Origin of the sequence: Streptomyces asoensis (genome assembly GCF_013085465.1) — a bacterium.
GTDB classification, from domain to species: Bacteria; Actinomycetota; Actinomycetes; order Streptomycetales; family Streptomycetaceae; genus Streptomyces; species Streptomyces cacaoi_A.
This window is the reverse complement of the sequence record NZ_CP049838.1, coordinates 1,392,861-1,410,861: the sequence shown is the minus strand read 5'-3', so window position 1 is coordinate 1,410,861 and position 18,001 is coordinate 1,392,861. Positions and strand designations below refer to the sequence as shown.

18 protein-coding genes and 1 pseudogene are annotated in these 18,001 nt (G+C 72.5%); 10 read left to right on the top strand and 9 right to left on the bottom strand.

Going from position 1 to position 18,001, the window contains the following annotated elements; genetic code table 11:
• Window positions 1-2: 2 nt before the first annotated feature.
• On the bottom strand, window positions 3-257 hold the full coding sequence (locus tag G9272_RS06280) for a hypothetical protein (RefSeq protein WP_171395601.1): 255 nt from the start codon (window positions 255-257) through the stop codon (window positions 3-5).
• Between G9272_RS06280 and G9272_RS06275 the strand changes: the two genes are divergently transcribed.
• From G9272_RS06275 to G9272_RS06260, 4 genes are all read left to right on the top strand, one after another.
• A complete protein-coding gene (locus G9272_RS06275) occupies window positions 247-1,023 on the top strand; it encodes a class I SAM-dependent methyltransferase (protein ID WP_171395600.1) in 777 nt (258 codons plus the stop codon). The genes G9272_RS06280 and G9272_RS06275 overlap by 11 nt on opposite strands.
• Window positions 1,024-1,085: 62 nt before the next feature.
• Window positions 1,086-1,709, top strand: coding sequence for a hypothetical protein (locus tag G9272_RS06270; RefSeq protein WP_253267734.1), 624 nt, complete (start codon window positions 1,086-1,088; stop codon window positions 1,707-1,709).
• 150 nt (window positions 1,710-1,859) lie between these two features.
• Complete coding sequence (htpG, locus tag G9272_RS06265; RefSeq protein WP_171395599.1) at window positions 1,860-3,794, top strand: molecular chaperone HtpG; 1,935 nt, start codon at window positions 1,860-1,862, stop codon at window positions 3,792-3,794.
• A 202-nt stretch (window positions 3,795-3,996) separates the two neighbouring features.
• Complete coding sequence (locus tag G9272_RS06260) at window positions 3,997-6,384, top strand: MFS transporter (RefSeq protein WP_171395598.1); 2,388 nt, start codon at window positions 3,997-3,999, stop codon at window positions 6,382-6,384.
• Between the two features lie 35 nt (window positions 6,385-6,419).
• On the opposite strand, the gene G9272_RS06255 is transcribed toward G9272_RS06260, so the two are convergent.
• The gene (locus tag G9272_RS06255) at window positions 6,420-7,199 is read right to left on the bottom strand and encodes a DeoR/GlpR family DNA-binding transcription regulator (RefSeq protein ID WP_171395597.1); all 780 of its coding nucleotides are present in this window, start codon (window positions 7,197-7,199) and stop codon (window positions 6,420-6,422) included.
• Window positions 7,200-7,293: 94 nt separating this feature from the next.
• Here G9272_RS06255 and G9272_RS06250 point away from each other — a divergent pair, with 94 nt between their 5' ends.
• Both G9272_RS06250 and G9272_RS06245 read left to right on the top strand, forming a co-directional pair.
• The gene (locus G9272_RS06250; protein WP_171395596.1) at window positions 7,294-8,175 is read left to right on the top strand and encodes an SIS domain-containing protein; all 882 of its coding nucleotides are present in this window, start codon (window positions 7,294-7,296) and stop codon (window positions 8,173-8,175) included.
• A 27-nt stretch (window positions 8,176-8,202) separates the two neighbouring features.
• Window positions 8,203-9,045 carry a class II fructose-bisphosphate aldolase gene (locus G9272_RS06245; protein ID WP_171395595.1) on the top strand — a complete coding sequence of 281 codons (843 nt, stop codon included), beginning with the start codon at window positions 8,203-8,205 and terminating at the stop codon, window positions 9,043-9,045.
• Here G9272_RS06245 and G9272_RS06240 read toward each other — a convergent pair.
• Window positions 9,032-10,171, bottom strand: a complete 1,140-nt coding sequence (locus G9272_RS06240; protein WP_171401872.1) for a methyltransferase — start codon at window positions 10,169-10,171, stop codon at window positions 9,032-9,034. The two genes, G9272_RS06245 and G9272_RS06240, sit on opposite strands and share 14 nt — an antisense overlap.
• A gap of 78 nt (window positions 10,172-10,249) precedes the next feature.
• On the opposite strand from G9272_RS06240, the gene G9272_RS06235 reads away from it, so the two are divergent.
• Together G9272_RS06235 and G9272_RS06230 are read left to right on the top strand one after the other, a co-directional pair.
• Window positions 10,250-10,912, top strand: coding sequence for an alpha-ketoglutarate-dependent dioxygenase AlkB family protein (locus tag G9272_RS06235; RefSeq protein WP_171395594.1), 663 nt, complete (start codon window positions 10,250-10,252; stop codon window positions 10,910-10,912).
• A gap of 27 nt (window positions 10,913-10,939) precedes the next feature.
• On the top strand, window positions 10,940-12,184 hold the full coding sequence (locus tag G9272_RS06230) for an ROK family protein (protein ID WP_171395593.1): 1,245 nt from the start codon (window positions 10,940-10,942) through the stop codon (window positions 12,182-12,184).
• Between the two features lie 95 nt (window positions 12,185-12,279).
• Here the strand turns inward: G9272_RS06230 and G9272_RS06225 are convergent, their stop codons facing one another.
• The 3 genes from G9272_RS06225 to G9272_RS06215 form a co-directional block, all read right to left on the bottom strand.
• Window positions 12,280-13,047 carry an SDR family NAD(P)-dependent oxidoreductase gene (locus G9272_RS06225; RefSeq protein WP_171395592.1) on the bottom strand — a complete coding sequence of 256 codons (768 nt, stop codon included), beginning with the start codon at window positions 13,045-13,047 and terminating at the stop codon, window positions 12,280-12,282.
• A gap of 79 nt (window positions 13,048-13,126) precedes the next feature.
• On the bottom strand, window positions 13,127-13,711 hold the full coding sequence (locus G9272_RS06220) for a TetR/AcrR family transcriptional regulator (RefSeq protein WP_171395591.1): 585 nt from the start codon (window positions 13,709-13,711) through the stop codon (window positions 13,127-13,129).
• A gap of 56 nt (window positions 13,712-13,767) precedes the next feature.
• Entirely contained in the window at window positions 13,768-14,301 is a 534-nt protein-coding gene (locus tag G9272_RS06215; RefSeq protein WP_253267733.1) for a hypothetical protein, read from the bottom strand.
• A gap of 237 nt (window positions 14,302-14,538) precedes the next feature.
• Between G9272_RS06215 and G9272_RS06210 the strand changes: the two genes are divergently transcribed.
• The gene (locus G9272_RS06210; protein WP_171395590.1) at window positions 14,539-15,423 is read left to right on the top strand and encodes an NAD(P)-dependent oxidoreductase; all 885 of its coding nucleotides are present in this window, start codon (window positions 14,539-14,541) and stop codon (window positions 15,421-15,423) included.
• A 16-nt stretch (window positions 15,424-15,439) separates the two neighbouring features.
• The gene (locus G9272_RS06205; RefSeq protein ID WP_171395589.1) at window positions 15,440-15,862 is read left to right on the top strand and encodes a PPOX class F420-dependent oxidoreductase; all 423 of its coding nucleotides are present in this window, start codon (window positions 15,440-15,442) and stop codon (window positions 15,860-15,862) included.
• Between the two features lie 24 nt (window positions 15,863-15,886).
• Here the strand turns inward: G9272_RS06205 and G9272_RS06200 are convergent.
• From G9272_RS06200 to G9272_RS06190, 3 genes and pseudogenes are all read right to left on the bottom strand, one after another.
• Window positions 15,887-16,794: pseudogene (locus G9272_RS06200) on the bottom strand (phosphotriesterase family protein).
• Entirely contained in the window at window positions 16,791-17,375 is a 585-nt protein-coding gene (locus G9272_RS06195; protein WP_171395588.1) for a DUF4865 family protein, read from the bottom strand. Before G9272_RS06195 ends, G9272_RS06200 begins: the two are co-directional and overlap by 4 nt.
• Before the next feature lie 8 nt (window positions 17,376-17,383).
• Window positions 17,384-17,950, bottom strand: coding sequence for a TetR/AcrR family transcriptional regulator (locus tag G9272_RS06190; protein ID WP_171395587.1), 567 nt, complete (start codon window positions 17,948-17,950; stop codon window positions 17,384-17,386).
• Window positions 17,951-18,001: the final 51 nt, after the last annotated feature.

Here is an 18,001-nt window from a genome sequence, read left to right as displayed (position 1 = left end):
GTCTAACGCGACGGACGCCCGGCCGCATCAACCGATCGGCTGACATCCGGATCGCCCGAACCGGCTTGCGGGCCGAGACGGTCGAACGAGGCGGTGACGCCGAAGCGCCGCGAGGCTGGAACCGGAACCCGCACCGTGCGGGAGACGCCGTTCGGGAATGCGCGACCGCCGGGAACCTCGTGAACGCCGGGAACCTCGCGAACGTCACGCAACTCGAGAACATCGCTCGGAAAGGCCGGGAAACGCATGCCCGCCAAGAAGCTCACCGTCAACCGCGCGGCCCTCGGTCACCGCCTCGGGTACGCCCTGCGCCACCCCGACCGGGTGCCCCGCCATGTCGCCCGCGTCGCCCGGGACCTGTGGCTGAGCCGCCGCCACCAGGATCACGTCTCCTACTACCGCGCGGTGATGCGCTCCGACACCCGCGCCGATCCGGACGCGGCGGTCGGCAGCCGTAGCCGTGAACGGTGGCTCGCCCTCGGGGCCATGCAGTTCGACTACCTGATCGGACACGGCCTGCGTCCGGAGCACCGCATGCTGGAGATCGGCTGCGGCAACCTGCGGGGCGGCTGGCGGTTCATCCGGCACCTGGAACCCGGTCACTACCACGGCATCGACATCTCACCCGACATCCTCGTGGCCGCGCAGGACACGATCGTGGAGATGGGGCTACAGCAGCGGCTGCCGGCGCTGACGCCGGTGCGCGACCTGACGCTGCGGTTCCTGCCCGACGCCCACTTCGACGTGGTGCACGCGCACAGCGTCTTCTCGCACTCGCCGCTCCCGGTCATCGAGGAGTGCCTGGCCAACGTGGGGCGGGTGCTCGCGCCCGGCGGCTGGTTCGACTTCACCTTCGACCGCACCGAGGGCGAGGAACACCACGTGTTGCGCGAGGACTTCTACTACCGCACCGACACCCTCGTGGCCCTGGCCGAGAAGCACGGCCTGCGAGCCGACTTCATGGACGACTGGGAGGAACTCCCGCACGGCCAGTCCAAGATCCGCGTCACTCATGGGACCTGAACCCGACCTGGCCCCGACCCGACCTGACCTGCTTCGACCCGGGGAGAGGCGAACATAGGGGCATGCGGATGCACGGAGAGCGGCTGCGGGCTCTGGCGGGAGCGGTGTTGGTGGTGGGTGTCGCGGTGGCCTGCGGCGGGCCGGGAGACGGCGGCGGGTCGGCGACCGTCACGGCTGCCGCGCCCACCAAGGGCACGGCCACGGCCACGGGTACCGGTACCCATGCCTCGCCGACCGCACCGGCCCCCCGGTTCGACGAGGAGATCGGGCTGCCCGACGGCCGACGGGTGGGCATGGCGTACGTCGAGGGACGCGGGCTCGTGGAACGGCACCGGGACGCGGACACGGGCGTGTGGAGCGCGCCGCGCGTGGTGTACGCGACCGCGACCGACCGGTGCCAGAGCCTCACGCTCAAGGTGTTCGACGGGAGGGTCGCGGTCATCGCGGACTGGGGCGACTACTGCTACGACGGCGAACCGCCCATGGAGTCGCTCGCCGCCGTCGGTACGGCGGACCTCACCCGGTGGGACACGAAACTCACCAGGAGCTTCGACGGCTGGTCGAAGGTCGCCCCCGCGGGCGGCTCGGGAGACCTCGTCTTCACCCGCGGTTCCACCGAGTGGCTGACCCGGCTCCGGTGGAGCGGAGCGGAGGGCTTCGCGGAGGTGGAGGAGATCCGGCGCTGATCCGCCGCCCTGATCGCCTGCCCTGATCGCGCGCCCTGCTCGCCCGCATGCGGACGATCACGAACAGCGAGCGTCGCAGGCTGACTTGGTGTTTTACAGTGGCTCTCGCCAGTTCAGGAGACTCCGGAACCTGTGAGGTACACGCCCATCATGTCGACCGAAACGTTTGAGTTCCAGGTAGAGGCCCGTCAGCTGTTGCAGTTGATGATCCATTCGGTCTACTCGAACAAGGACGTCTTTCTCCGCGAGCTCGTCTCCAACGCCTCCGACGCGCTCGACAAGTTGCGTCTCGCCGCGCTGCGGGACGACACGCTCGACGCCGACGTCTCGGACCCGCACATCGAGATCGAGATCGACGCGTCCTCCCGCACCCTGACGGTGCGGGACAACGGCATCGGGATGTCGTACGACGAGGTCGGCCGGCTCATCGGCACGATCGCCAACTCGGGCACGGCGAAGTTCGCGCAGGAGCTGCGCGAGGCCCAGGAGGAGGCCGGGGCCGAGGGGCTCATCGGGCAGTTCGGCGTCGGCTTCTACTCCGGCTTCATGGTCGCCGACGAGATGACGCTGCTGACCCGGCGGGCCGGCGAGAGCCACGGCACCCGCTGGTCGTCGCGCGGTGAGGGCACCTACACGCTGGCGAGGGTGGACGACGCGCCGCAGGGCACCACGGTCACGCTGCACCTGAAGCCGGCCGACGCCGACGACCAGCTGCACGACTACACCGCGGACCGGACGATCAAGGAGATCGTCAAGCGCTACTCGGACTTCATCACCTGGCCCATCAGGCTGGTCCCGCAGGCGGTCGACGGCGCCACCGCCGACACCACCGACGCCGAGGCGACCGCCGACACCGCGCCCGAACCCGAGACGCTGAACTCGATGAAGGCCCTGTGGGCGCGCTCGCGCGACGAAGTGTCCGACGACGAGTACCACGAGCTGTACAAGCACATCAGCCACGACTGGCGCGAACCGCTGGAGACCGTCCGGCTCCAGGCGGAGGGCACCTTCGAGTACCAGGCGCTGCTGTTCGTCCCCTCGCACGCGCCGCACGACCTGTACAACCAGAACTACCAGCGCGGTGTGCAGCTGTACGTGAAGCGCGTCTTCATCATGGACGACTGCGAGGCGCTGCTGCCGCCCTACCTGCGCTTCGTCAAGGGCGTGGTCGACGCGGCGGACCTCTCGCTGAACGTCTCCCGCGAGATCCTCCAGCAGGACCGGCACATCCGGATGATGCAGCGCCGGCTCACCAAGAAGGTCGTCTCCACGGTCAAGGACATGATGACCGCGGCTCCCGACCGCTACGCCACCTTCTGGCGGGAGTTCGGCGCCGTCCTGAAGGAAGGGCTGCTGACCGACTCCGACAACCGCGACACCCTGCTCGCCGTCTCGTCGTTCGCGACCACGCACAGCACGGACGAACCGACCACGCTGAAGAGCTACGCGGAGCGGATGAAGGACGGACAGGACGCCGTCTACTACCTGACCGGCGAGTCCCGGCAGAGCATCGAGAACTCCCCGCACATGGAGGCGTTCCGGGCGAAGGGCATCGAGGTCCTGCTCCTCACCGACCCGGTCGACGAGGTGTGGGTCGACGCGGTGGGTGAGTTCGAGGGCAAGCCGCTGCGGTCCGTCGCCAAGGGCGAGGTCGACCTCGGCGGGGAGGACGACGACAAGGCCGAGGGCGAGCGCGAGAAGCAGGGCGAGGAGTACGCCGGTCTGCTCGACTGGATGAAGGAGCAACTGGGAGAGGACGTCAAGGAGGTGCGGCTGTCGTCCCGCCTCACCGTTTCCCCGGCCTGCATCGTCTCCGACGCGCACGACCTCACCCCGGCGCTGGAGAACATGTACCGGGCGATGGGGCAGGAGGTGCCGCGCGCCCTGCGGATCCTCGAACTCAATCCCGATCACGCGCTCGTGAAGGGCCTGAACCAGGCATTCAAGGAGCGGGAGGACCGTGCGGGGCTGGCCGAGACCGCCGAACTGCTGCACGGCCTGGCGGTCCTCGCCGAGGGCGGGCGGCCGAAGGAGCCCGGACGGTTCGTGAAGCTGGTGGCGGAACAGCTGGAGCGCGCGCTGTAGCCGACGCCGTGGGGGCCGGGCAGAGCCTTCTGCCCGGCCCGGTCCTTCTGCCCGGCCCGTCCGCCCGGTCCCTCTGCCCGGAGTCCTCTGCCCGGTTTCTTCACGCGCCGCACACCGAAAGTACTAGTTGCTTGAGTCAATCAAGCGGGCTTACGATGCTGCGCAGTCGTGCAGAACCGCATCCCCCCACGGAGGCTCGGCCATGTCCCATGCGCAACCCAGGTCCGCGGAGGCGGGGGAGGGATCCGCCGCGCCGCGGGCCGACCTCGTCGTGGCGGTGCTGGCCTTCGGCGGGATCGTGGTCTCGCTGATGCAGACCCTGGTGATCCCGATCGTCCCGGAGCTGCCGAAGCTGCTCGACGCCCCGGCCTCCGACACGGCCTGGGCGGTCACCGCCACCCTTCTCGCGGCCGCCGTCGCCACCCCCGTCATGGGCCGACTCGGTGACATGCACGGCAAGCGCCGCATGCTGCTCGTCAGCCTTCTCATGCTGATCGCGGGATCGGTCACGGCCGCCCTCAGCGACGGGCTCGTCCCGATGATCGTCGGGAGGGCCCTACAGGGACTCGCCTCCGGGGTCATCCCGCTCGGCATCAGCATCATGCGTGACGAACTGCCCGCCGAGCGGCTCGGCTCGGCCACCGCCCTCATGAGCGCCTCCCTCGGCATCGGCGGTGCCCTCGGGCTGCCCGCCGCCGCGCTCATCGCGGACCACTTCGACTGGCACACGCTGTTCTGGACGTCGGCCGCCCTCGGCGTCGTCGCCGCCGTGCTCGTCCCGGTCTTCGTGCCCGAGTCGAAGGTGCGCACCGGCGGGCGGTTCGACCTGGTCGGTGCCCTCGGTATGGCGGCCGGGCTGGTGTGTCTGCTGCTCGCGATCTCCAAGGGTGCCGACTGGGGCTGGGGGAGCGGCACCACCCTCGGGCTCTTCGCCGCCGCGGTCGTCGTCCTGCTGCTGTGGGGCGTGTTCGAACTGCGCGTCAGGGAACCCCTGGTGGATCTGCGCACCACCGCCCGCCGCCAGGTGCTGGTGACCAACCTCGCCTCGATGGCCTTCGGCTTCTCCATGTTCGCGATGTCCCTGGTCCTCCCTCAGCTGCTCCAGTTGCCTGAGGCGACGGGCTACGGTCTGGGCAGGTCGCTGCTGGCCGCCGGCCTGGTGATGGCCCCCACGGGCCTGGTGATGATGGCCACCGCGCCGCTCTCCGCGCTGGTCTCCAAGGCGCGGGGCCCGAAGGTGACCCTGATGCTCGGCGCCGTCATCGTCGCCGCCGGGTACGGCCTCAACATCGTGCTGATGGACGAGGTGTGGGAACTTGTCCTGGTCTCCTGCGTCATCGGCGCCGGCATCGGCTTCGCCTACGGGGCCATGCCCGCGCTCATCATGGGCGCCGTGGACCCCTCCGAGACGGCCGCCGCGAACAGCCTCAACACACTGATGCGGTCCATCGGCACCTCCACCGCCGGCGCCGTCGCCGGCGTGCTCCTGGCCCAGATGACCACCACCTTCGGCGGCGCCGCGCTGCCTTCGGAGAACGGCTTCAAGGTGGTCATGGCCGTCGGTGCCGGAGCGGCCCTCCTGGCCCTCGTCGTCGCCGCGTTCATCCCGCGGCAGCGGCCGGCGGGCACGGCCACGTCGGCCGCCGAACCCGCTTCCCCGGTGCCCGTCGAGGCCGGGCCTGGCGGAGCCGAACAGATCGTCGCGGCACCGGACCTCGCCGCACCGGACGAGCGGGTCGTGGGCGCCGCGGTCGCGGTGCCGCTGGCCCGCGCGGTCGCGGAACTCGTCGCGGTCGTCCCCGGGCTGACCGACGGCGGTCCGGCCGGTGGCGGGCATCCGGTACGCGGGCAGGTGCGGGGCGCGGAGAGCGTGCCGGTGGACGGCGCCGCGGTCACCCTGATCTCGCTGGGCGGACGGCAGTTGAGCCGGGCGGTCGCCGGGCCGGACGGCTCCTACGCCGTCGAGGCGCCGGGAGAGGGCACCTACGTGCTCATCGCCTCCGCCGACGGGCACCAGCCGCAGGCGACGACCGTGGTGGTCGGGGCGACGCCGGTGACGTACGACGTGCTGCTCAGCGGCACCAGCGGGCTCGTCGGCACGGTGCGGTCCGTGGAGGGCGGGGCGCCGGTCGCCGGGGCGGTGGTCATCCTCACGGACGTGCGCGGCGATGTGCTGGCCACCACACAGACCGAGGGCACGGGCGGGTTCTCCGTCGCCGAACTGGTGCCGGGTCCGGTGACCCTCGCGGTCAGCTCGCCCAAGCACCGGCCGCTGGCCCTGCCCGTGGAGATCGGCGCCACCGGTGTCACCCGGGTCGACGTCGAGTTGCGGCCCGGCGCGCTGGTGCGGGGCACCATACGTGGCGCCGGCGCTCCGCTGGCCGACGCGCTGGTGACCCTGGTGGACGCCGCCGGGAACGTCGTGGCGACCGCCACGACCGGCAGCGACGGGGCGTACGCCTTCTCCGACCTGGACGGCGGCCAGTACACGGTCATCGCGACCGGCTACCCGCCCCGCGCGACGGGCATCCGCCTCGGCGGCGGTGACGTGGACGACCACGACATCGAACTCGCCCACGCCGGGGACTAGTTCATCGACGGCGGCGGCCGCGCGGCGCGGCGGGTTCAGACGAGGAGGACCCTGATCCCCGCCTCCTCGAACCGGCCCACCGTCACCGCGTCGGCCGCCGTGTCCGTGACCAGTGTGTCCACCGTGTCGGCCGCGCAGATCCGGGCGAACGCCCGCCGCCCCAGCTTGCTGGAGTCGGCGGCCACCACCACGCGCTCGGCGCGCTCGCACAGCAGCCGGTCGACCGCCGCCTCGGCCTCGTCGTGCGCGGCGGCGCCGTGCGTCACGTCGAAGGACACGACACCGAGCACCGCCATGTCGAGGGTGATCTGACCCAGCACCCCGTCGGCCAGCGGCCCGACCAGCTCGTACGACTGTGCCCGTGCCACCCCGCCGGTCACCACGATCTTGAACTGGGGGCGCACCGAAAGCTCCGCCGCGATGTTCAGCGCGTTCGTGACCACGGTCAGCGCGGGTGCGCCGGACGCCAGGTCGGCGCGCACGGCCAGCGCGCGCGCCACCTCCGTGGTCGTCGTGCCGCCGGTCAGCCCGACCGCCTCGCCGGGCGCGACCAGATCGGCCACCGCCCTCGCGATCCGCTGCTTCTCGGTGGCCTGCCGGGCCGTCTTGTACCGCAACGGCAGCTCGTACGACACCCCGTGCACGACCGCCCCGCCCCGGGTGCGCAGCAGCATCTGCTGCTCGGCGAGCTGGTCGAAGTCGCGGCGGATCGTCGCCGCCGACACGGCGAGCTCGGCCGCCGCGTCCTCGACGTCCAGCCGGCCGCGCTCGACGAGCAGCTCCAGCAGAGCCTTCCAGCGGGCGTCACGCGACATCGACGGTCTCCGTTCGCATGCTTGAAGTTGCTCGAATGATGGCTCTATCTTGCATGAACACGCACGAACAGTCACCGTCGGGGAGAGGTGGGGCATGACCCACGTCGAGGACGAACTGACCGACCAGCCCGCGTGCTGGACCCGAGCCGCAGCCGAAGTCCCCCGATACGCAGGCGAGTTGCCGATGCCCGGGGAGCGGGTGGCGATCGTCGGGTGCGGCACCTCGTACTTCATGGCCCAGGCCGCGGCCGCCCTGCGCGAGGGCGCGGGGCACGGCGAGACCGACGCCTTCGCCGCCTCGGAGTTCCCCCACGCCCGCTCCTACGACCGGGTCGTCGCCCTGACCCGGTCCGGCACCACCACCGAGGTCCTCGGCCTGCTCGGCCGGCTGCGCGGACACACCCGCACGACCGCGATCACCGCCGACCCGCACACCCCGGTCATGGAGTCGGCCGACCACGTCGTGGTCCTGGACTACGCCGACGAACGCTCGGTCGTGCAGACCCGGTTCGCGACCACCGCGCTCACCCTGCTCCGCGCCCATCTGGGCCTGCACGGCGACAGTGTCGTCACCGACGCCCGAACCGCGCTCGCCGAGCCGCTTCCCCGAGGACTCGTGGACTGCGGGCAGTTCACCTTCCTCGGACGCGGCTGGACCGTCGGCCTGGCGAACGAGGCCGCGCTGAAGATGCGCGAGGCGTCGCTGTCCTGGACCGAGGCCTATCCCGCGATGGAGTACCGGCACGGACCCATCAGCATCGCCACCGGCTCCACGGCGACCTGGATGTTCGGCGAGGCCCCCGAGGGGCTGGCCCGTCAGGTGGGCGCCACCGGCGCGTTGTGGGTGCCGGGTGAGCTGGACCCCCTCGCCGAACTGGTCCGCGCCCAACGCCTCGCCGTGGCCGTCGCCGCCGCCCGGGGCCTCGATCCGGACCGTCCGCGCCACCTCACCCGCTCGGTGATCCTCACCCCCTGAGCCCCCGACTCTCGAAGAGGAGTTGCCGTGCCGCTCACCACCACCGGCGAACTGGTCACCCGGGCGCACGCGGCCCGTACCGCCGTCGCCGCCTTCAACATCATCACGCTGGAACACGTCGAGGCCGTCATCGCCGGGGCCGAGTCCGCCGGCGCGCCCGTCGTCCTCCAGGTCAGCGAGAACGCCGTCGCCTACCGCCAGGGGCAGCTGCTCCCGCTCGCGCGTGCCGCCGCCGTCGCGGCCGAACGGGCCGCCGTACCGGTCGCGTTGCACCTCGACCACGTCCAGAGCGACCCGCTGCTCCGCCGGGCGGCCGACGCGGGCTTCAGTTCGGTCATGTACGACGCCTCCCGCCTGCCGTACGAGGAGAACCTCGCCGCGACCCGTTCCGCCGTCGAGCTGGCACATGCCCAAGGGCTGTGGATCGAGGCCGAGTTGGGGGAGATAGGCGGCAAGGGCGCACATGCGCCCGGTGCCCGCACCGATCCGGTCGAGGCCCGCGCGTTCGTGGCGGACTCCGGTGTGGACGCCCTGGCCGTCGCCATCGGCAGCGTCCACGCGATGACCACCCGCACCGCCGTCCTCGACCACGGCCTGCTCGAGCGGCTCCGCACCGCCCTCGACGTGCCCCTCGTCCTGCACGGCTCCTCCGGCGTCCCGGACCGCGAGCTGACGGCCGCCGTCACGGGCGGCATCGCCAAGGTCAACATCGGCACCGCGCTCAACCAGGCGATGACCGGCGCGATCCGCGAGCACCTGGGAGCGCATCCGGACGCCGTCGACGCCCGCACCTACCTGAGCGCGGGCCGGGAGGCCATGGCGCGCACCGTCGAGCGGATCGTCACCGGTGTGGGGCTCACCCTTGCCTGACCGACCTCAGCACCACGAACTTCCGGTCACCGGCGACCAGTTCACTGTTGCCGAACAGCCGCTTCAGCTTCACGTGGTAGCCCAGGTGCCGGTTGCCGACCACCCACAGCTCGCCGCCCGGCCGCAGTGCGCGCCGGGCCCCCGTGAACATCCGCCAGGCCGTGGCATCGGTCGTCGCCTGGTGGGAGTGGAACGGCGGATTGTTCAGGACGACGTCCACACTGCCGTCCGCCACCCCCGCCAGCCCGTCCCCGACCCGGAACTCGGCGTGCCCCGGCACCCCGTTCGCCTTGTACGTGGCCTCCGCCGACGCCACCGCCTGGAACGACTCGTCCGTGAACAGCACCTCGGCCTCCGGGTTGGCCAGCGCCACCGCCGTACCGACGATCCCGTTGCCGCAGCCCAGGTCGACGACCCGGCGGGTGCCGCTGGTCGTCGGCAGGTGCTTCAGGAGGAACCGGGTGCCGATGTCCAGCCGCTCGGCGCAGAACACGCCCGCGTGGTTGACGACCGGACGGCCGGAGAGGGCACCGCCGACATCGTCGGGAAGGTCGTAGTCGTACGGCCACGGGTTGGCGGGGTGGCGCAGCGAGGGGTCCGGGGTGCAGAGGACGAGCCGGGCCTTCTGCTCGGCGAGCGAGGTCCGGGTCGGCCCCAGGATCCGCTCGAACAGCCTCAGCGTCGAGGTGTGGATCTCCTTCACCATGCCGGTGCCGACGACGACCGTGCCCGCGTGCACGGCGGGCGCCAGCCGCAGCAACTGGTCCTCCAGCAGCGCCAGGCTCTTGGGCACCCGGACCAGGAGCACGTCGATCCGCTCCGGCACCGGGTCCTGGGTGGTGAGCAGCCGGACCGCGCCGGTCTCGACGCCGGCCCGCGCCAGGTTCGCCCGGGTCGCCTCCTGTCCCAGCCAGGAGTCGGTGATCTGCGTCGGGCGGTGCGCCGCGAGCGCCGTGACCAGCGCGCCCCAGCGGTCGCCCAGCACCACCACCGTGCCGGTCAGCGGGACGTCCTGCTCCGCGAGGTGTCTGAGCAGGTACGCGTCGGATGCGTCCCAGGCGCGCAGCGTCTCTCGCGGATCCTCGGGGTGGCGGGCCAGCGTGACCTCGCCCCACGGCGTCGTCATACGGTCGTTCATCGTGCTCCAAGGCTAACCGAGCAGCAGCTCAGGCCCGGTGTCCGACCCATGGCGGAGGATGGATCCATGGACTCCGAGCTGTTTCCGCGGGAACGTGCGCAGGTCGCGCCGGGCGCGGTGCATGTGCCCGACTGGGTGGACCCGGCACACCAGCGTGAGCTGCTCCGGGCCTGCCGGGACTGGGCCCGTCCGCCGGCCGGCCTGCGCACGGTCCGTACGCCCGGCGGCGGCACGATGACCGCCCGCCAGGTCTGCCTGGGCTGGCACTGGTACCCGTACGCCTACGCCCGCACGGTCGGCGACGGTGACGGCGCGCCCGTCAAGCCCTTCCCCGCCTGGCTGGGCGAGCTGGGCCGGCGCGCGGTGGCCGACGCGCTGGGACCGGCCCAGGCCCGGGGAGCCGCGTACGACATCGCACTGATCAACTTCTATGACGGCGACGCCCGTATGGGCATGCACCGTGACGCCGACGAGAAGTCCGACGCGCCCGTGGTCTCCCTCAGCCTCGGCGACACCTGCGTGTTCCGCTTCGGCAACCCGCGGACCCGGACCCGGCCCTACACCGACGTCGAGCTGCGCAGCGGCGACCTGTTCGTGTTCGGGGGGCCGTCGCGGCTCGCGTACCACGGGGTGCCGCGGGTCCTGCCGGGCACGGCGCCGGCCGGCCTCGGCCTGACCGGACGGCTGAACATCACCCTGCGGGTGAGCGGCTTCCCCGACGCCACCTGAGGAACGGATCATGGGAGACTCGCCCTCATGAGCGGCAAGGCGGACCCCCGGCCGGCGGGGGATGGGACCACCTCGAGAGCGCGGCTGGACCGGGGGCGCGGTGCGCTCGGGCCCGCGTTGGAGCTCGTGCACACCGGGCGGGCGCCCACCCGCGCGGTGCTCACCGCCGAACTAGGCGTCACCCGCGCGACGGCCGGCGCGGTGGCAGCGGAGCTGGAGGCGCTGGGCCTGATCAGGGTCGACGCGCGGCCGGGTGCCGCCGCCGGTTCGCAGGGCCGCCCCTCGCACCGGCTCGAGGTCGCGGAGGGAGGCCCGGTCGCCCTCGCCGCGCAGGTCCACGCCGACGGGTTCCGGGCCGCGCTGGTCGGTCTCGGCGGGCGGATCGTCGCCACCACGCCCAGCTGCGAGACCGTCGACGCCGATCCCGCCAAGGTGCTCGGCGCCGCCGTCGAGGCCGGCGCCGAACTGCTGCGGCAGACGGGCCGGCCCTGTGTGGGCGCCGGACTCGCCGTACCGTCCGCGGTCACCGAACCCGAGGGGCTCGCGCTGAACCCCCTGCACCTGGCGTGGCCGGTGGGCGCGCCCGTGCGGGAGATCTTCGCCGAGCGGATCCGCGCCGCCGGTATCACCGGCCCCGGGTTCGTGGGCAACGACGTCAACCTCGCCGCCCTGGCGGAACACCGGCACGGCGCCGGACGCGGCGCCCGCGACCTGCTGTGCGTGGCCACCGGGCACCGGGGTGTCGGCGGCGCGCTGGTGCTGGACGGCCGTCTGCACACGGGCAGTTCGGGCCTCGCCCTGGAGGTCGGCCATCTCACCGTCAACCCCGAGGGCCGCCCCTGCTACTGCGGCAGCCGGGGCTGTCTCGACGTCGAGGCGGACCCGCTCGCCCTCCTCACCGCCGCGGGCCGCGAACCCGGTCCCGAGGGCTCTCTGCTCCAGCAGGCCAATGAGCTGATCCGCGAGGAGTACGGCGACCCGGTGGTCCGCATGGCCGCCGAGGCCCTGATCGACCGGCTCGGTCTGGGCCTGGCCGGTCTGGTGAACATCCTCAACCCCGACCGCATCATCCTCGGCGGTCTGCACCGCACCCTCCTCGACGCCGACCCCGACCGGCTGCGCGCCGTCGTCGCCGACCGGAGCCTGTGGGGCCGCAGCGGCGGCGTCCCCATCCTCGCCTGCTCCCTCGATCACAACAGCCTGGTCGGCGCGGCCGAGTTGGCCTGGCAGCCGGTGCTGGACGACCCGCTGGGGGCGCTGGGCCCCGTGTGAGACGCGGCGGCTGCGCACGGCCCTGCCCGGTCTGCCGCAGGGGCGGCCCACCGCATGGGTCGCTCACTGCACGGCCGGTCCACTGCACGGCTGCTCTACAGCGCGGCCCCGCCGTCGATCACCAGGTCGGTGCCCACGACGGACGCCGCGTCGTCCGAGGCGAGATACAGCACCGCCTGGGCCACCTCCTCGGTCGACGACACCCGGCCCAGCGGCGACTGCTCCTTCATCCGCAGGGCACGCTCGTCCTCGGACTCGCCCGGCCGCAGCGACATGGCCGTCTCGGACGGGCCGGGGCTGACGGCGTTGATCCGGACGCCGTCGCCCAGGTGTTCCAGCGCGGCACCACGGGTCAGGGCGGTCACGGCCGCCTTGCTCGTGGCGTACGCGGTCAGGCCCCGGATCTGCCGGTGCACGCCGATGTTGGACGACACGTTGACGATCGCGCCGCCGCCCGGCTGTGTCCGCATCTGCCGCACCTCGGCCCGCAGGGCGAGGAAGACACCGGTCAGATTGGTGTCGAGCATGGACCGCCAGTCCTCCTCGTCGACGTCGGCGAGCGGCCGTCCCGCCCGCAGGACCCCCGCGTTGTTGACGGCGACGTCGAGCGAGCCGAAGCGGTCGACGGCCGCCCGGACGAGCGCGTCCAGGTCGGCGGCGCGCGAGACGTCGGCGACCCGGGCGAACGCCGTCCCGCCGGCCCGCTCGACGAGCCCGACCGTCTCGTCGAGCGAGGCGCGGGTGCGCCCGGCCACGACGACCCGGGCCCCCTCGGCGGCGAAGGCCAGGGCGAGGGTGCGTCCGATGCCGGAACCCCCACCGGTGACGAGTGCGGTGCGGCCGGAGAAGCGGTTCCAAGACATGACAGTCCTTTCAAGACCGATCATTCCAGTATGTGGGCAGGTGAAAGCGACCCCGACGGTTGCCATGGGCCGGGGTCGGTCAGTCCAGCAGGGTGAGCGCCTGCTCCGCCGCGTCCCGCACCCGCGCGGGATCGGGCGAGGCCTTGCCGACCACCCGCAGCCCCTGGAGCAGGACCAGCAGCATGCGCGCCAGCCCGCGCGGATCCCGCCCGGCCGGCAGTTCGCCCTGCGCCCGCGCGCGCACGAGCGCCGACTCCAGCAGCGTCTCCAGGTGCTCCCAGCTGCGCTCGACCCGGCGGGCCGCCGCGGTGTCGTGCGGGGCCAGTTCCGCCGCCGTGTTGGTGACGAGGCACCCGTACGCCCGGCTCGCCTCGTCCGTCGCCTCCGCGGCGAACCGCCGCACCACGGCGCGCACCGCGGGGAGCGCGGGCCCCGGCTGCGACAACTCGTCCAGGAGCAGCGGCTGGTGCTTCTCCCCGTACCGGTCCAGCGCCTTCAGGTACAGGTCGTGCTTGTTGCCGAACGTCGCGTAGAGACTGGCGCGGCCGATGCCCAGGTGCTCGACGAGGTCCGCCATCGAAGTGGCCTCGTAGCCGCGCCGCCAGAACAGCTCCAGCGCCGACTGGAGGGCCGCATCCGGGTCGAATTCCTTGGTCCTGGCCATGAGGTGACGCTAGATCAAACAAGAATGATCGGTCAAGTATGGGGTGGAGTGGCGGGTCAGTCGTCCTCACAGGCGTCCGCGCGGAAGTCCTCGATCGACGCGGTGAGATAACCGTCGTCGTCGGCGCCCGGCACCTCGCCCGCGAAGTAGCGCACCCGGCCCGGGGTGAGCGCGGCCAGGTGGGCGAGCGTGAAGGAGACGTCGGTCGTCGACCAGGAGCTGTCCTCGGTCGCTCCGTACAGGACGTAGGTGCGCTGCCGTTCGAGCGTGGCCGGCGGCTGCCGGTCGACGCTCCAGCCCCCGCCTCCGGTGCGCAGTGACCAGGTGACGAAGCCCGTGGCAGGCTCCGCACGGCTCCAGTTGCCCACGCCCTCGGACTCGTCGCCGTCGCCGGTGTACAGGACGGCACTGTCGATGTGGTGATGACAGACCATCAGCACTCCGACCGGCTGCCCCTCCTCGGTCACCGTGATGCCCGTACTGCCCGCCCCCGGCACCGTGCAGCCGGTCGACGAGGCCAGCACCGCGAGAGCGGCGCAGGCCGCGGCGGCGTACCGGATCCGCATGAGCACCCCCTGGAGCAGACTCACATCCTGACCTGGGCGGGCTCAACGGACAAGGTCTGTACGTCAGTTGCCGCCGACCCCGCGCCGACACCCTTTTGGAGGATCTGCCCGGCGGCCGGGTCCGCATCCTGACCCACAGGCGAGCCAAGTCTCGGGCAGCCCGCGGCTGCCCTGGCGGGCGAGCGGCCGAATCCGATGCTCAGCGGCCACCAGGCGTGGCTGGACGGCCTGGTCGGCGCTGCGTCGAAGTAGGTTGAGGCCATGACAGACGAACTGACCGTGGGCGTCCTCGGCACCGGCATCATGGGCGCCGGGATGGCCCGCAACCTCGCCCGGGCGGGCCACACCGTGCGCGCCTGGAACCGCACCCGCGCCAAGGCCGAGCCGCTCGCCGCCGACGGCGTCCACGTCGTCGACACCCCCGCCGAGGCCGTCGAGGGTGCGGATGTCGTCCTCACCATGCTCTACGACGGCCCCGCCGCCCTGGAGGTCATGCGCGAGGCCGCGCCCGGCCTGCGCGCCGGAGCGGTCTGGGTGCAGTCGACGACCGCCGGGACCGGGGCCGTCGGCGACCTGGCCGCCTTCGCCCGCGCACACGACCTCGTCTTCTTCGACGCGCCCGTCCTGGGCACCCGGCAACCCGCCGAAGCCGGTCAGCTGACCGTGCTCGCGGCCGGCCCGAGCGAGCACCGCGACGCGGTGGCGCCGGTGTTCGACGCGGTGGGCGCGCGGACGGTCTGGACGGGCGAGGACGGCGGCGAGGGCAGTGCGACGCGCCTGAAGCTGGTGGCCAACAGCTGGGTCATCGCGGCCACCGCCGCGGCCGGCGAGGTCCTCGCCCTCTCGCAGTCCCTGGATGTCGACCCGAACGCGTTCTTCGAGCTGATCGCGGGTGGCCCGCTCGACATGGGGTACCTGAGGGCGAAGACCGGCCTGATCCTCGAGGACCGGCTCTCGCCCGCCCAGTTCGCGGTGGCTACGGCGGCGAAGGACGCGCGTCTGATCGTCGAGGCCGGCCGCGAGAACGGCGTCCGCCTGGACGTGGCGGCGGCGAGTGCCGAGCGTCTGGAGCGGGCCGCAGCTCAGGGCCACGGAGACGAGGACATGGCCGCCGCCTACTTCGCCAGCTTCGACAAGAACGCCTGAACCGCGAGGAGATCCCGTGTCCAAGCCCCCGCTGCCGCCCGAGGCCGTCGAACTGCTGGGCCGCCCCAACCCCTGTGTGATGGCGACCCTGCGTTCCGACGGAACCCCCGTCTCCACCCCCACCTGGTACGTCTGGGAGGACGGGCGCGTCCTGATCAGCCTGGACGAGGGCCGCGTCCGCCTCCAACACCTGCGCCGCGACCCGCGGGTGACCCTCACCGTCCTCGACTCGGACAACTGGTACACGCACGTCACCCTCATCGGACGGGTGACCGAGCTGCACGAGGACGCAGGCCTGGCCGACATCGACCGCATCTCCACCCACTACACGGGCAAGCCGTACCCCGACCGGGTCCGCTCCCGTGTCAGCGCCTGGATCGAGATCGACCGCTGGCACGGCTGGGGCGCCCTGAAGGACAGCGACCAGGCGTCCCCCTGAGCGTTGCGAGCCCGGGCCCGGCGTTCAGCGCCACTCGACGCCGAAGGCCCGCCCCGGATTCTCCGCCAGGATCCGCGCCACGAGTTCCTCACCCACGGCGAGCGCCAGCCGTGGCCGCACCCGGCGCAGCAGATACGGCATCCCGGGGCCGCCGTCGACCGAACGGGCCGCGGCCGTCGTGGTGTCGCCGCCGAGCAGCAGCCGGTCGCCGAAACCGGCATCGGCCAGGGCCCGTACGGCGTCCGGCATCCGCCAGTCGGTGGCGTGGTGGGCGCGGGACGGCCCGTCGAAGGCGAGCCAGCAGCCCGCCTCGGCGGCCTGCCGGTGCACCACCCCGTCGGGCGCGCGGTTGAGATGCCCGAGGATCACCCGGTGCGGCGGCACGCCCAACTCCCCGCACAGCAGGTCGATCACGTCGAGTGCGCCGGTGCCCAGCTCCAGATGGACGGCGATCGGCGCGTCCGTCGCGTGATGCGCCTCGGCCGCGGCGGTCATGGTCCAGCGGGTGTGCGCGTCGAGGGCGTGGAACCCGCCCGCGACCTTGACGAGCCCGGCGCGGACCCCCGACGTCCCGATGCCCTCGGTCAGTTCGGCCACGAACACCTCGGCGAGCCGGTGCCGCAGACCGTCGAGCGTCGACTCGTCGTAGTGGACGTCCTGGTGCAGCCCGTCGCGGCCACCACCTGCACCCCGGCCTCCCGGGACAGCGGCGGCAGATCCGCCGCGCGCCGCCCGAGACCGTACGGCGTCCACTGCACGACGGCGTCACCGCCCTGCGCGCGGAACGCCGCGAGCTCGGCACCTGCCGCGGAGCGGCTGTTCAGCTCCTGACCGGGCAGCCGGGGACTGCCGAAGAACAGGTGGTCGTGCGCGTCGCACACGCCGAGCCGCTCCGGCGGCAGGTCCCCGAGCACGGTCCGCACGGCGCTCACCACTGCCGGCCCCCTGGCAGGGCGGCCCGACCGGGCGCCGACAGATGCAGCACCTGGAACAGGTCACCCTCGGCCTTCGGCGTGTCGTGCTCCCAGAGCGAGAAGTGCACGCTCTCCCAGCGGCTCGTGTCCACCGCCGCCGCCGCGAGCACCGCGCCCTCCTCCCGCGCCAGCCGCCCCACCTCGTCCACCGCGTCCCGCGCCACCTCGGACAGCGCCACCCCGTCCGGGACCGGCTCGCGCCGCCGTACGGCGAACCGGGCGGGGGAACCGGCGGCGACCCCCTCCTCGTAGGCCAGACCGGTCCACTGACGGACCGTCGGACGCCCGAAGTCGTCGCTCAGCTGCTGGAAGCCGCCTTCCCAGAGGAAGGTGTTCATGCCCTCCACGGTGTTCCAGAGGTAGAACGGCGCGTACTGGTTGACCGGCGAACCGCGCACCCCGCGTTCGCGCAGCAGGTACGCCTTGAGGCCGAGGCCCTCCCAGTCGTCGAGCAGATGCCCGACACGGGACACGCGCGCGTGGATGACACTCATGTCATAGTCGGCGGGGAGCGTGAGTTCGTACTGCATGGCGTGCATCGGGCCTCCTAGTCGGTCGGACGAGGTGCGAGCAGTGACAGCAGCCCGCGGACCCCCGCGTCGAAGGCGGTCGGCGAACCGGACGCGCGGGCCAGCACGTACCCGCCCTGGACGGTCGCGACGACGGTGGCGGCGATCGCCTCGCCGTCCAGCCCGGCCCCGAACTGCCCCTGTTCCTTCCCCTCTTCGACGAGGTGCGCGATCCGTTCACGGATCCGGTCGATCGTCTCGTCGACGGGCTCGCGCAGCTCGTCGCTCGCGATCACCTCCGGATCCATCGTCAGCCGCCCGATGGGGCAGCCGCGCAGCACGTCCCGCTCGCGCGTGAGGTAGGCCTCGATGCGCTCGTACGGCGTGCCCGGCCCGTCGAGTACTCCCTCGGCGGTGGCCCGCATCTCGTCGGCCGTCCGCCGGATCGCCGCCAGGGCGAGGTCGGGTTTGCCCTTGAAGTGGTGGTACATGCTGCCCTGCCCGGCGCCCGCACGCTCCAGGATCGCCTTGGGGCTGGTCCCCACGTAACCGCGCTCCCAGAGCAGCTCCCGGGTGGACTCGATCAGCCGCTCCGAAGTGCTCATGAATCGACTGTACATACTAGTAGTTACAGAAGTCGAGCCCTGTGGAACAGC

Excerpts from the sequence above, each read along its gene's own strand:
- G9272_RS06275 (WP_171395600.1), top strand. The coding sequence starts at position 247 with ATGCCCGCCAAGAAGCTCACCGTCAACCGCGCGGCCCTCGGTCACCGC.
- G9272_RS06270 (WP_253267734.1), top strand. The coding sequence starts at position 1,086 with ATGCGGATGCACGGAGAGCGGCTGCGGGCTCTGGCGGGAGCGGTGTTG.
- G9272_RS06195 (WP_171395588.1), bottom strand. The coding sequence starts at position 17,375 with ATGCACGCCATGCAGTACGAACTCACGCTCCCCGCCGACTATGACATG.
- htpG (WP_171395599.1), top strand. The coding sequence starts at position 1,860 with ATGTCGACCGAAACGTTTGAGTTCCAGGTAGAGGCCCGTCAGCTGTTG.
- G9272_RS06235 (WP_171395594.1), top strand. The coding sequence starts at position 10,250 with ATGGACTCCGAGCTGTTTCCGCGGGAACGTGCGCAGGTCGCGCCGGGC.
- G9272_RS06240 (WP_171401872.1), bottom strand. The coding sequence starts at position 10,171 with ATGACGACGCCGTGGGGCGAGGTCACGCTGGCCCGCCACCCCGAGGAT.
- G9272_RS06190 (WP_171395587.1), bottom strand. The coding sequence starts at position 17,950 with ATGAGCACTTCGGAGCGGCTGATCGAGTCCACCCGGGAGCTGCTCTGG.
- G9272_RS06225 (WP_171395592.1), bottom strand. The coding sequence starts at position 13,047 with ATGTCTTGGAACCGCTTCTCCGGCCGCACCGCACTCGTCACCGGTGGG.
- G9272_RS06210 (WP_171395590.1), top strand. The coding sequence starts at position 14,539 with ATGACAGACGAACTGACCGTGGGCGTCCTCGGCACCGGCATCATGGGC.
- G9272_RS06230 (WP_171395593.1), top strand. The coding sequence starts at position 10,940 with ATGAGCGGCAAGGCGGACCCCCGGCCGGCGGGGGATGGGACCACCTCG.
- G9272_RS06220 (WP_171395591.1), bottom strand. The coding sequence starts at position 13,711 with ATGGCCAGGACCAAGGAATTCGACCCGGATGCGGCCCTCCAGTCGGCG.
- G9272_RS06255 (WP_171395597.1), bottom strand. The coding sequence starts at position 7,199 with ATGTCGCGTGACGCCCGCTGGAAGGCTCTGCTGGAGCTGCTCGTCGAG.
- G9272_RS06260 (WP_171395598.1), top strand. The coding sequence starts at position 3,997 with ATGTCCCATGCGCAACCCAGGTCCGCGGAGGCGGGGGAGGGATCCGCC.
- G9272_RS06250 (WP_171395596.1), top strand. The coding sequence starts at position 7,294 with ATGACCCACGTCGAGGACGAACTGACCGACCAGCCCGCGTGCTGGACC.